Here is a 13,011-nt window from a genome sequence, read left to right as displayed (position 1 = left end):
ATATATTATTAATATTAAGGAGAGATGAACGATGAACCAGCATCCGGCCATTCCCCGTCCGGAATATCCCCGCCCTCAGTTTGAACGCAGCGACTGGCTGAATTTGAACGGCCAATGGGAATTTGACTACGACGACCGTGACGAAGGTGTGCGGGAGAAGTGGTACGCCGGCGCGGCCCAGCCGCTGACCCGAACGATTACTGTTCCTTACTGCTTCCAGAGCAAGCTTAGCGGTATTGGCGATCCCGATATCCACGATATCGTATGGTACCGGCGTACGTTCAAGCTCCCGGATTCCTTTGCCGGCAAGCGGGTGAACCTTCATTTCGGCGCTGTCGACTATGAGGCCCAGGTATGGGTGAACGGTCAGCTCGCAGCTGTACACAGCGGGGGCCATACGCCGTTTCAAGCGGATATTACCGATTACGTTACAAGCTCCGGGAGCAACGTTGTCGTCGTACGCGCGCAGGACTACAGCCGCGACGTCTCGCTTCCCCGAGGCAAGCAGTATTGGAAGGACCGCTCGGAAGGGATCTTTTACACGCGCACGACGGGCATCTGGCAGACGGTATGGCTGGAGGCGGTTGCTCCCGCCCACCTGAGACAGGTCCGTATGACACCGGATATCGACCATCATCGCATTCATCTGCAGTTCGATCTCTCTCATCCTTATACGGCCGGAGATCCGGTGCTGAGTTCGCTTGCGGTACGGACGATCATTTCCTTTAAAGGGGAGCTTGTCGCAGAGGATCTGTTCAGCATGCGCCGCGAAGCGGAGTCCCGCAGCATCGTTCTGACCGATAAGTACGGCCACGATTCCGGCCGCTGGTGGAGTCCGCAAAATCCGCAGCTGTACGACGTCACCTTCGAGCTGATCCAGGACGGGCAGTCTGTAGATGTGGTTAAAAGTTATTTCGGCATGCGCAAAATCTCGATCGATAACGGCAAGCTGCTGCTCAACAACCGTCCCTGCTTCATGAAGCTGGTGCTCGACCAAGGGTATTTCCCGGACGGTCTGCTGACCGCGCCGACGGACGAGGCGCTCCGTTATGATGTGGAGGCGACCAAAGCAATGGGCTTTAACGGCGCGCGCAAGCATCAGAAGGTGGAAGATCCCCGCTACTTGTATTGGTGCGACAAGCTCGGTCTGCTCGTTTGGGGCGAGATGGCCAATTCGTACATGTATTCGGAAACGTATGTACAGCGCATGACCGCCGAATGGACGGAAGCCGTGGAGCGGGATTACAACCATCCTTGCGTCGTCGCCTGGGTGCCTCTCAACGAAAGCTGGGGTGTCCCGGACATCGCCCACGACAACCAGCAGCAGATGCATGCCAAGGCGATGTATTATTTGACCAAGTCGCTGGACGTCACCCGGCCTGTCGTATCCAATGACGGCTGGGAGCACGCCACCACCGACCTGTGCACCATCCATGACTATGAATGGAGACGCGAGGTGCTTGCCGAACGGTACAGCTCAGCGGACAAAGCGGTCTTGGCCGTTCCGGCCGGGCGGACGATTTTCGCCGGCGGTTTCGCCTACGGAGGCGAGCCGATTCTGGTTACCGAATTCGGCGGGATCGCCTTTAAAAAGGCGGACGAGGACGGCTGGGGATATTCTGGCGCCAAAGACGAAGCCGATTTCGCCCGCAGGCTGGCCGACGTCGTTCATCCGCTGCTGCAAAGCCCGGTCGTACAAGGCTACTGTTACACGCAGCTGACGGACGTCGAACAGGAGAAAAACGGCCTGCTCACCTACGACCGCAAACCGAAGCTCCCGCTGGACGTCATCCGGCAGATTAATCAAGGGAAGCTGCCGGAGCTGTAAAAGCGGGCTAGATTCCGTAAAAGTAGTACTGGTACAAACGTCAAAGGCAGTCCCTGCCCTTCGATCGAAGGAGGACTGCCTTTTCATCGGAACAAAATGTTAAAGGAAAGCACGCCTCAACAAAAAAGCCCCATAAATGCAAAAAAATCGCACATTCGCGATTGTAGTCTACTATTTAAATAAAATGGCGGAGCTGACGGGATTCTCGTTACTCCGTAACGAGACTGCGAAGCTTATACTACCGAAGTAACGCTTCGACGAACCTAAAGGTTCTCATCCGTACTGTAAGTAATACAAATGGCGGAGCTGACGGGATTCGAACCCGCGGTCTCCTGCGTGACAGGCAGGCATGTTAGGCCACTACACCACAGCTCCACTATGTAAATCAAATTGCGGGGGCAGGATTTGAACCTGCGGCCTTCGGGTTATGAGCCCGACGAGCTACCGGGCTGCTCCACCCCGCGTCGTTATAATTCGGATCTCGTCCGCCGCAGCAACAGCTGCGTTCCGTTTGATCACTTTTCATACTATACTATGATTGCACGCGTAATGCAAGGCCTTTTCCCGTAATCCCGCAAACACAGAATGCTCTGAATTGTCCGACACCGATTAGAAGCCCCTGCATAACAACCAAATGTGGCAGCTTGCGGTCGACCAATCGTATTCATGCAGCATATCCGCAATACCCCGTTGTTGGGAGATGTCTCGCACCGCAGCCGTCCTTTCGCTGTCCTCGTATGCTATAATTAGCGATAGAATAGGGTAACCCGCTTACCGTCTAACCAGACGCCGATTCTCCGCCTGACCGTTTCCCGGCAGCCGAATCCCAATTGTAGCGTGGAAGGGAGCTGACCATGTGAGTATTTCGTTTATGTTGCTGATCGCCGGAGGTTTGTTCCTCCTTCTCGTCGCCGCCCTTGTGATTATCTTGCTATTGAAGAAATAATTCTTGTAAAAGAAGCCCCCGAGTCGCCTAAGTCGAGGAGTACAGGTCTGCCTGATTTGCTCTTTCTACCCGGCCAGCAAATTAGAGCTAAAATCGCTCTTATTACACCTCAAATGGCCGTCCGCACCGGAATAGGTGACGATAGAGGCTCTTATATCGCTGGAAAACTGCGATTCCGGGTAAATGTTCGATTATAAGAGCTGGAAACCGCTCCTATTCCTCCACAAACCGCTGCCTGCGCCGAAGTAAGATATACTAAACGGGGGACCTAAGTAGTAACCTACTCTTATCCGCAAAACCACGGTGGACCAATCCGAAAGCTGGACCCTTTCCGGTTCAGCCCTTACTCTTGGCTAGCGGCAGGCGCTCTCCAGTCCCCGTTCCGGACTTTCGCCGTATAGATGACGCCCAGGCCGGGCGCACCGAAACGAACATCCCCGGAACCAAAACGGTCCGGGGGATGTTCACAGCTTAAGCCCATCGGATCGCGGCAACCGGAGCACCGGCGGCAACATTCCCCGCAAGCGCCGCCGATATCGTCACCGCATTGCCGGCAATCGCCGAAATGGTAGTCCACTGCGTCGTCCGGTCGTCCAGGCAAACGGCGAGCACGTCGCCGACACTCATGCCGGACACATCGGTCACCGGCAGCACGTCAGCTCCCGAGCTTTGCGCGGTCGATACGGCCGCATCCGTTCGGCCTGCGCATATCCACAAGCCGGTTCCGTCGCTTTTCGCAACGGTCAGCCCCGGATAGACCAACCCTCTGACCGGTTTGGCCGCTTGCACCAGAGGGCGGTGCTGCCTTCTGCCTATATCGTCCACGGACCAACCGGCGGCATTCGTCCTGACATACGCTTTCAGCCTTGCATATTATTTTTACAACAAGTTCAAGAGAAAGTATGGGGTAACGCCGAATCAGTTCCGCAAATCTTATTCAGGTGCTTTCGCAGAAGCGCTGCGGTAACATGCGAAAAGAAAAGAACGCCCTTCGATTGAACCCGGGCGTTCCTCGTGCACATATTCATACAATGGCGAATGCGACTACCCTCTCGGCCAGCCTCGCGTTAGCAAGCTCGCCCATGCGCAAATGCAGGAAAATCGCCCGCTTAAACAACTGCGCTTCCGTCGCGCCCTTTAACGGCCTCATTATGTACATTTCCGGGTAGCGATCCAATTGCAATTTTGCGTTATTCGTTATACGTATCCGCTATCAGGGTTACAAGTAATCGAGAGCAGTTATAGTTTCCCGTCGCACTCCCAAGGTTGCCAAGCCGGGCGCACCAAAACAAAAAAGCCTTGCTAAGCAAGGCTTTCCGGGTATTGCTATGGATGAACGCTAACGGGATCGAACCGCTGACCCCTACCCTGTCAAGGTAGTGCTCTCCCAGCTGAGCTAAGCGTTCATGAAGTATTGGCAAGCTCCGACGAACCTAATAGGTTCTCATTCCAGGCGAAGCTATAACAAGGATGGTGACCCGTAGGGGATTCGAACCCCTGTTACCTCCGTGAAAGGGAGGTGTCTTAACCCCTTGACCAACGGGCCATGCTAGTTGTTGCATTCGCTTGTCCTCACTAGGAGTGACAGCGAAATTAATCTTAGCATAAATCTATCGACTTGGCAACTAGTCTTCTACATTTTTTTATTTTCCTCCGCGAAAACGTCCAGGGCCGCGGCCCATGTAAAACCGCCACAGCCCTGCCGACGCCCGCCCGACACCTGAACAGCCTCTCGAGCCGCCGCCAACTACCGGTATGTTTTCACAAAATCGACGGCCTGGCGGATATTCGCCTCCGGATGTTCGCCAGTCTCCCGCTCGATCGTCAAATAGCCCGTATAGCCGATATCCAGCAGCGCCTGGAAGTAAGCGTCAAACGAAACATGTCCTTCTCCCAGCGGCGTTTCGGTGTACACCTTCCTGGCCCGGACCAGCTCCCGGATCTTGCCGTTCTCCTGAGGCGTATAATGAAGCGCCCCGTACACTTCGCGCGGATCGACGGCTACGAAGCGGACTCCGTCCTTCACATGCGTATGCACGATATAGTCCTTCAGCGTATATACGCCGCGAACCGGATCGTCGCCGGTAACCATCACAAGATTGGCCGGGTCGTAGTTGACGGACACCCCTTTGCCTCCGAGCGTATCGAGAAATAGCTTCAAATGATAAACGGTAGTCGGCCCCGTCTCGATGGCAAAAAAGGAGCCCATGCTCTCCGCATACTCGCACAGCTCCCGGCAAGCCGCCTGCATCGCCGCATACTCCCTGCTCTCCGTGTCGTAAGGGATAACCCCGATATGCGTCGTCACGATATCGGTCCCGAGCTCCTTGGCAAGCTCCATAATTCGTTTCGACTTCTCGACTTTCTCCGGATTGGCCGCCTCGTCCTCAAAACCGAACGCCCCCAAGTCGCCGCACAAGGCGGCTATATCCAGTCCGAGCGATGCGATATAATCTTTCAGTTCCCGCCGCGCCGGCGCCGATAATGACTGCGGCTCCATCTCCCCCCGGACGGCGTACAGCTGCACCCCTTCCGCCCCGGCTTCTTTCGCCTTCGCTATTCCTTGCATGACCCCGACTCGAAACCCGTCGGCGATAACTCCAATTTTGTTTGTCATTTTCACGGTAAGCACTCTCCCCTTCCTCGTCTCACGCTAAGTATAAGGAACAGCCGCCTCCGCTGTATTGTTCCGGCGCCGCCGTAATATTGTGCAGCCGCCCGGAAGTTGTACCCCTCCTCCACAAACCGAAAAAAGACCTGCCGCCATGGACAGGTCCCGCTTCCAGATCAGGCAAGCCGGTTTAAAAAACGGCGTTATTGCTCCGTGCAGCGCCAGCCCCGGAGGGCGGCTTTAAATGTTCGCGGATATATTGCGTCGGGGAATAACCGAACGCCTTGCGAAACGCGCGGCTGAACGTGTGGATCGAGTCGTAACGCATGATGGCGGCGATTTCCGTAATCGAATATTCTCCGGTTTTCATCAGCTCGACCGCCTTGCGCCACTTTTTCTTGACCACATAATCGCGGAGGCAGTCGCCCGTTTCCCTGGAAAACAAATGAGACAAATACGATAGGCTGTAACCGAACGCGTCGGAAATTTCTTTCAAATCCTCGATTTGCAGCAAACGGTCGTCGATGTAATGGATGGCCGCATATACGGCTCTCTTCGCAGCATTCTCGCCGCCTTCCCCGGGATATTTAGCATCCCAGTCGGAGAAAAAGTTGCGGTAGGTCAAGATCAAGATCTGCTCGAGGTACATCTGAATCATCGACTCGGAAAACCGGTTGGTGCCGCACATTTCTTTGAGCACATTGACAAACGGCGTGCGGATGTCCAGCCGGTCCCGGCAGCGGGGCGTCGCCTTGTTGTCCATCCTCTTCTTGATATCGAGGAACGGATGATCCGCAGGCAGCGACGGGTTGAAATGAAAGCCGAGGTACAAGTACCGGAACGGTTCGTCCGGATCGCTCCCGCCCTGATGGTACTCTCCCGGCTTGCCGATATAGATATCGCCCTGTTCCAGATCGAACCGGTGATCGTCGGTGGCGAACCAGCCTTTTCCCGAAACGACGTACGAGATTTCATAACAGACTTGCTGGTGATTGGAAAGGACAAAATTCGCATCACAGCTCAGATCGCCGATCTGCTGCAGCAATAAGGGTCCGTAATGCATAGGCTCGGGAAGGTGCAAACAATCGAATTGAAATCGCCGCTTGCCCGGTATGCTCGTCATCTTGGCCCCTTGGGGTACCGACATTACGACCGCTCCTCTCGTTCCGTCTCCATCGCCCTGCTCCTCTCCATCATACCCACTTTCCCTAAAGTACCGCAATAGGAAGATCACGGTCCACCCGTTGAAACGTTGCGGCACCCTCCTACGGAAATAGGCGCGAGGCTGGGCGGGGAAGCGTAAGAGGAGTAGAGAAGCTGTATTCTCCCGCCGGCCCAAGTAACCGACTACTGGTGCACAGTCCGCTATTGTCCGAAGACTGCCGCTAATCCGGTAGAAACCGGCAGCCGCCTGTCCCCTATGAAACTTAACCGATCAAGGAGGAAAAGAGCAGCAGGCTGCTTGTTAGTCTAACGAACCGAGTAACCCTTAATGGGTCAAATTACAACGATATGACAATATTGCGAACTTCATAAGCGTTATTTCACTCATCCGATCACACTTTCGTCTGTTTACGACTTCATAAGGTCGCTGGAGTTCGTTAAATCAGTAAGAAGCCATTCTCCCGGCAATAAGCACGATACGATTCGTTAGCCTAAAGCATAAGCGGGTTGCCCCCGACTTTTTTGCGCCGCTTGGGGCTCCAGGGTATGAGTTTCGTACAAAAAACAAAAACAGTCCGCTCCCACTCCGTAGGCGGACTGTGTCTAATGTGATCAGGCTCCGGCTCTGCCCCTGCGGTAATCAGAAATCGAACCTGCCGCAGCTGCCAGACGGGCATTCCAAATAATTTCGTTGCCTGATACGTGATCCCGTTACTTCTCGGCGGCAATATACGCGTCGATCTCTTCGCTGGCTTCCCGTAGCGCGGTGTTCACATCTTTTTTGCCTGCCGCGTAATCTTTGTATTTCGCTTCCAGTATGCCCCGCGCCTTCGTAAACCGGGTTTGCACGACATACGGGGCCGGCTTCGTTTTCAGAATCGCTTCGATATGTTTGTTTTTAAGCAGCGGATGGTCGGCGCCGAAGTTTTTGTTGATCGCTTCGTTCTGCAGCGCGCTCAGCATAATGCCCGACCGGCTCAGCGCCGTCTGCACCTCATCGGAGGTCGCGAGCTTGATCACCTGCATCGCCTGCTCGGGATGCTTGCTGTTCGAAGCGATCTGCAGCACGAACGTCTGAACCATCCCCGACGTGTGCGGCCGCTCCGGGAAGCTCGGATATTCCGCGACGTCCCATTCGAAATCGGCGTTGGCCATCCCGTTTAACACTTCGGGGGCGGCCAGCATCGCCACGTTTTTGTCCTTCACGAACCGGTTGACCGTATTGCCGTGGCTCGTGATCTGAAATTCGTTGCCGGGGATATCGTTGATCCGCTTGGTCAGCTCGAACACTTTCCGCCATCCGTCCGTATTTACCGCAGCCTTGAGAGTAACCGGGTCGACGTAGGGGATCGACAGCGAGTTGCCGACTTTCTCGATGCCTTCCGGATCGAGACCTTTGTACTGAATTCCGCCCTCCATGCGCGTCAGCTTTTTGCCGAGCTCGATCGCCTGCTCCCAGGTCATGCCGTCGGACGGATAAGGAACGCCGAACTTATCGAAAATGTTTTTATTATAAAACGTCGCATAGTAGTTGTAGCCGAACGGGAGGGCGAACAGGCCGCCTTTGGCGATCGTATCGGATTGCAGCCTGACGCCGTCGAGGTTCGACTTCTCGAACCGGTTCAGATCCACCTCGTACTTTTTGATCAAAGGCGTCATATCGGCCAGCAGCTTGAAGTTGGCGAATTGGTCCAGCAGGCTGCCCCACCCTGTAATAATGTCCACTTCGTTCCCGCCGATGGCGAGGTTTTCGATCGGCATCGCCGTGCGTTCCAATACTTGCAGCGTGATGTGCGGATATTTCTGTTTCAGCGGCTGAACGAACAACTGCTCGATGATCTCCGGAGTAAGCGCGCCATAATTGTACAATTTCAGCGTTACCGGCTCCATTTTGACCGGCGTTTCCTCCGGCTTGCCGCTGTCGCCTGCCTTGGGCGTCCCCGAGGAACCGCAGCCGCTCGCGAATACCGCCAGCAAAGCCATACTCCATATGAGCTTTTTCATACTTCTGCCCCCATTTCACAAGAATAAAATGTAACCGTTTGCAAATAAAGCTGAGAAAATAACTCCCCCATTAACGCGTCCTTTCGCGGAAACCGTTGTTCCTCTTCACCCAAAACGGCACCCCCTCCTTGATCGTTGTTCCGTTATAAGCCTAGTATAGAAAATCGCCGGTTCCGCTGTATTGATCCTAATCCGCCGCAATATTGTGCAGACGCCGCGATTGAGCCGGAAACAGCCGGTCCAGCCTGGCCGCGGCTGCGGCGGCGAATCGTCTCTCCCTTGTGCAGCAACAGCCCTTACCCGAGACACGAGAAAAAGCCCGCAGCCTGCATTCGCGCAGACAACGAGCCTTTCCTCACACTTTCCTTATTTCACGGTAATCTGCAAAGCCGCCCCGAGCTTGAACTCGAAGCCTTCGCTGTCCTCTTCCTCCTCATCATCGTCATCATCGTTATCGGCAGATTCGACTTCCACAGAAATCGTCGTCGTTCCTTTGTTGTGCGCCTTCAGCCGGCTCTGCCCGTTGACGTTGGCGATATTCGGGTGCTCGCTGTCCCAGTCGAGTTCATATCCCGACAGGTCGGCTTCGGTGCCGTCCGCGTACCAGCCTTTCACCTGGAGCTGAACAGTTTCGTTTTTGGTCAGCTCCGTCTTGGGCGATACGATCGTTATCGAAGCCGGCCACATCAGTTGACGGGCGAGCGGGATGACGAACGTGTTACCGGGCGCAACGTCGTACTTAAACCCTTGCGACAAATCGGTCGTACTGGCATAAGAGCGGATGAGCGTAATATCGCCGAGATCAAGCTCGTACAGTCCCCCGCCAAGCGGCACGACGTCCTTGATCAGATAGACCGCATTGCGCTGGCCGTCGTTGCGCACGTAGACCGATCGGCCGATCAGACTGCCCGGCTGCTGATCTTGCAGATCAAGCTGTACCTGAAGCTTGTTCTGAAGCGACAACTCCCTCGTAAAGTCGGTGACCGTTCCTTCCAGACGGGCAACTCCTGTGTTCGCGTATCCGGCGTACTCCGGACCGGTTCTGCCGATAGAGGCGCCGTTGCTTATGTAGCTGAACACCGGCTGGCCGCCGTTTTCGGAGTAGACGCCGAAAGAGCCTTGGAAGCGGATTTTGCCGTCGATCACATAGGCCGCATCCGGGTTCATCGAGCTGACGACGTAGTCGGTCCGGCCGTTCGCCAGCTGCACCTTGACTGCCCTCACGCCGTACACGTCGGCCGATACCGAGCCTGGCGCTGCCGATACGGATGCTTGCGAAATATCGCTGATGAAACGGGAGTTCTCGTAAGGCTCGATCACCGACGTGAACGTACTGTCCAGATTCGCGCCGCTGCGATGGGCGACGACGTATTTGAGACTTTCCGGGTTGCCGGGCTTATTGCGCGGCGGAACCCCGTCGGCCAAAGCTACGTCGTCCAGATCTCCGAGCATCGTCATCCGCACGTGAATATCCCGGTCGACCGGATGAACGTTCCACGTATCCTCCACGTCGTAATCCACGCTGAACGCCGCGGACGGCTCGTTGTCACGCTCCACGTTTTTCAGCCAATGGAAGCCCGGTCCGGCATATCCCGATCCGGTTACACTGTCGTTTGCCGGTCTGACGCCGAATTCGACGCCCGGTCCGGCATACGTTCCCGTCGGCTGCGCCGTCAGCGAGAGCCCTTCGGTCGTTACCGGTCCTTCTGCGGCATGGAAGCTGAAATGATGCTCGCTGCCGCCCTTCACCCGGAAAAAGTCAACGACATACGAGTTCGCCTCGTCCACCTTCACCATCGCCGAGGTCCGTTTGTACAGCTCGGTTTGCGGATACGCTTTTGGAGCTTCGGCCTCGAACAGTTTGACCATCGAGCTGTCGTCGTACAAGGTCGGAGTGCCGTCCCAAACCGCCGCCTGTTTTTTCTTATCGACCATAACCGTATTATGGCTGATCGTATTATTCACCCATTCGAACCGGTTCACGTCGGTCGCATTCGCCTGTTCGGGGTATCCGAGGTCCGGGAGCAGATCGATACCGAAGCCGTACAAGCCCAGATTCAGCATATCCCGGTGCCCGTGGCCGCTCGTCCGTCCGTAGTACGTCCACATCGCACGTCTCGTATCCGCTCCGGTGCCGGCCGCCCCGTCCCTAAGCGCCGCCAGGCCGTAACCGGTCAAGTTCGTGCTGTCGAGATCGAGCGGGCCATGCTGCGCAATGACGGCTTCGATGTCTGCCGCAACCTGATTCGGATTGGCCGTATACACGTCGGAATGAATCCCTTCCGTCTTATTGCCGTTCAGCATATAAGCAAGCTGGGCGTATACCGGATCGCCGAACCGTTCGAACGCTTTGATCGACTGGGCTTTATCGACCTGGATGCCGGGCTGCCCCGTCGTGCCGCTGTCGCCGATCGAAGGCGTATACCGGCCCAGCATCGTCAGCGGATACATCGCCTGGAACATTTTGCGGAACTTCACGTTTTCATACAAGTCGGCCGCCGGATATTTGTCATACCCGTCCAGCGCATCGGCAACTGTCAAGTACGTATTGAGCCACAGCTTGTTGTAGCCCGGTCCCGCTTCGTTGCCGTGCCCGTCGCGGTCGACATCGTTCACCATACTGAACAGCACGTTGCCTCCGGTGACACGTCTAGGGATCTGATTGACGAACGCCCCCGGCTGGAAGACGAAATCGAGCCAGTCTTTCGTCTCCGGCAGCGTATCGTGAACGACCGCGGCCAGCGCTACCGCGCTTTGATGGAATCCGTTATTGCCGCGGATCTGATCCCAGTACATGCCCGGCTGCACTTGCCGCAGAATGCCGTCCTCGATGTTCCGGCGGATCTTCGTGCCGCTCGATTTCATAGGCAGTTTGTACTGCTGGCCTTTGGCCTGGAGAAACGCCACGACGTCCGGCGCATCAAACGCGGTGAAAAAGGCGTCGTAAGCGCCGACAAATACTTTGACGAGCGATGTTTCCCAGATCGATCCTACCGCTTTACCGTCCCCGGTGCCCCCGTGGGAGTTGACATACACCGCGTTGCTGAATTCGGCCACGTCGAGCGACGGATACACGTCGGCCACCCGGTCGAGCAGGACCGCGCCGGCTTTGGCATATTTCTCGTCTCCGGTGTATACGTACGCGCTTTGCAAATGGCTGAGCGCGCCGTTCACGTTGGCGGGGCTGCCGTACCAGGCGAACCAATGCGCATAATACGCGATAAACGTATACCGCTTGTTCGTCTGCGGATCTACCCAGCCGTAGCCGTCGTCGACGCCCCATGTCGGGCCTTTGTCCGGATACAGCGTGTTCACCAGAAGCGAGCGGTCGGCTAATGCCGGATTAAAATTGCCGTGCTCGTCCAATCCGCTCTGGTAATAGGCTCCGAAATCGTTTGTCGGAAACTTGTAGCCGCTTGCCGGGTCGGTAATTTTCCACGGATCGTTCAGCGGGTCCGCTTTCCACGGATAGTTGCCGTACGATTTCAGATCGCCGGATACCGGGCTGAAGTTGCCGGTAAGCTGATTCGTGTTATAACTGCGCGGGATGGCCTGGGTCGGCACGAGGTTCCACAGTCCCTCGTACCCGAGCGCGACGAAGGCGTCCGCTTTGGCCAGCACGCTATCGCGCAATGCCGCCGCCCAGTCGTACTGCTGGACGTTTTGCCGCGCCGCTGCCATTTTCGCATCCGTCATATACGTCCTTCGCGTCTTGCTGTTCGTCACCTGATCGCTGTTGATCAGCACGAGGCGATGCGGATACATGACCGTTCCCGTGCCGTTGCCGACTCCGTTGCCCTTGCCGGTTACGGTCAGCGTAATCGTATGCGTCCCGGCGGTCAGCGGCAGCTCCTGCACATACAGATCGGGCCGCGGATATTTGCCCGTCACGCTGTAGAAGCCGTACTGCGACGCCTTGACTCCGTCGATGCTGACGTCGGCCGTGCCGCCGTCTTGTCCGGTCATGCCGCCAAGCTTCACAATGTAATTTCCGGCCTGGGCGACCTGAAATTCGAACGTGCGGAACGGCGCCGTCAGCGTCGATTCAATCTTCACTCCATATGTAGCGTTCGTCACTTTGGGTGCGGCGTTCGGATCGCCCGCCAGCGTGACCGTAGGCTGTCCGGGGACAGCGCTTCCAAATCGGTAAACCGTCGTATCCGGCATAATAAACTCCGCTACTCCGCTTCCCGCAGCCAACGCCGGCCGGGAAGCTGTAAATGATACTGCAGAAACTAACATCAGCAAACAAAGCACGACCGATATCGGCCGGCGAATCGATACACTCATCTGGGTCCCTCCCGTTTCCTATACACGAATGGTTCATGAGGCCGGTTCTTGGATGTCGACGTACAGCTTCATGACAACGCTTCCAATCCTTCTCCGCTACCACCCGCTTCCCGGGATACCGTTCTGAGCATGTATAAAAATAGTGAGTTGTATTATACATGTCTCTTT

7 protein-coding genes and 4 tRNA genes are annotated in these 13,011 nt (G+C 55.9%); 1 reads left to right on the top strand and 10 read right to left on the bottom strand.

Annotated elements, in window-relative coordinates; genetic code table 11:
* Nucleotides 1–31: 31 nt before the first annotated feature.
* Complete coding sequence (locus PV433_RS10120) at nucleotides 32–1,828, top strand: glycoside hydrolase family 2 protein (protein ID WP_332072021.1); 1,797 nt, start codon at nucleotides 32–34, stop codon at nucleotides 1,826–1,828.
* Nucleotides 1,829–2,126: 298 nt separating this feature from the next.
* On the opposite strand, the gene PV433_RS10115 is transcribed toward PV433_RS10120, so the two are convergent.
* From PV433_RS10115 to PV433_RS10070, 10 genes are all read right to left on the bottom strand, one after another.
* Nucleotides 2,127–2,203 (bottom strand) — tRNA-Asp (locus PV433_RS10115).
* 15 nt (nucleotides 2,204–2,218) lie between these two features.
* Nucleotides 2,219–2,292 (bottom strand) — tRNA-Met (locus PV433_RS10110).
* A 953-nt stretch (nucleotides 2,293–3,245) separates the two neighbouring features.
* Nucleotides 3,246–3,599, bottom strand: coding sequence for a hypothetical protein (locus PV433_RS10105; protein ID WP_332072020.1), 354 nt, complete (start codon nucleotides 3,597–3,599; stop codon nucleotides 3,246–3,248).
* A gap of 199 nt (nucleotides 3,600–3,798) precedes the next feature.
* Complete coding sequence (locus tag PV433_RS10100) at nucleotides 3,799–3,924, bottom strand: hypothetical protein (RefSeq protein WP_332072019.1); 126 nt, start codon at nucleotides 3,922–3,924, stop codon at nucleotides 3,799–3,801.
* A gap of 183 nt (nucleotides 3,925–4,107) precedes the next feature.
* A tRNA-Val gene (locus tag PV433_RS10095) sits at nucleotides 4,108–4,180 on the bottom strand.
* Nucleotides 4,181–4,245: 65 nt separating this feature from the next.
* Nucleotides 4,246–4,320 (bottom strand) — tRNA-Glu (locus PV433_RS10090).
* Nucleotides 4,321–4,521: 201 nt separating this feature from the next.
* On the bottom strand, nucleotides 4,522–5,391 hold the full coding sequence (locus PV433_RS10085) for a sugar phosphate isomerase/epimerase family protein (protein WP_332072056.1): 870 nt from the start codon (nucleotides 5,389–5,391) through the stop codon (nucleotides 4,522–4,524).
* Between the two features lie 184 nt (nucleotides 5,392–5,575).
* On the bottom strand, nucleotides 5,576–6,532 hold the full coding sequence (locus PV433_RS10080) for an AraC family transcriptional regulator (RefSeq protein WP_332072018.1): 957 nt from the start codon (nucleotides 6,530–6,532) through the stop codon (nucleotides 5,576–5,578).
* A gap of 728 nt (nucleotides 6,533–7,260) precedes the next feature.
* Nucleotides 7,261–8,553 carry an ABC transporter substrate-binding protein gene (locus PV433_RS10075; protein WP_332072017.1) on the bottom strand — a complete coding sequence of 431 codons (1,293 nt, stop codon included), beginning with the start codon at nucleotides 8,551–8,553 and terminating at the stop codon, nucleotides 7,261–7,263.
* Nucleotides 8,554–8,919: 366 nt separating this feature from the next.
* Nucleotides 8,920–12,843 carry a heparinase II/III domain-containing protein gene (locus PV433_RS10070; protein WP_332072016.1) on the bottom strand — a complete coding sequence of 1,308 codons (3,924 nt, stop codon included), beginning with the start codon at nucleotides 12,841–12,843 and terminating at the stop codon, nucleotides 8,920–8,922.
* Nucleotides 12,844–13,011 lie beyond the last annotated feature (168 nt).

It is taken from the genome of Paenibacillus sp. GYB004 (assembly GCF_036577605.1).
Classification (GTDB): domain Bacteria; phylum Bacillota; class Bacilli; order Paenibacillales; family NBRC-103111; genus Paenibacillus_AB; species Paenibacillus_AB oceani.
The sequence above is the reverse complement of the archived record's forward strand: the minus strand, read 5'-3'. Positions and strand labels throughout refer to the sequence as shown.

Excerpts from the sequence above, each read along its gene's own strand:
- PV433_RS10080 (WP_332072018.1), bottom strand. The coding sequence starts at position 6,532 with ATGTCGGTACCCCAAGGGGCCAAGATGACGAGCATACCGGGCAAGCGG.
- PV433_RS10120 (WP_332072021.1), top strand. The coding sequence starts at position 32 with ATGAACCAGCATCCGGCCATTCCCCGTCCGGAATATCCCCGCCCTCAG.
- PV433_RS10070 (WP_332072016.1), bottom strand. The coding sequence starts at position 12,843 with ATGAGTGTATCGATTCGCCGGCCGATATCGGTCGTGCTTTGTTTGCTG.
- PV433_RS10075 (WP_332072017.1), bottom strand. The coding sequence starts at position 8,553 with ATGAAAAAGCTCATATGGAGTATGGCTTTGCTGGCGGTATTCGCGAGC.
- PV433_RS10100 (WP_332072019.1), bottom strand. The coding sequence starts at position 3,924 with ATGAGGCCGTTAAAGGGCGCGACGGAAGCGCAGTTGTTTAAGCGGGCG.
- PV433_RS10085 (WP_332072056.1), bottom strand. The coding sequence starts at position 5,391 with ATGACAAACAAAATTGGAGTTATCGCCGACGGGTTTCGAGTCGGGGTC.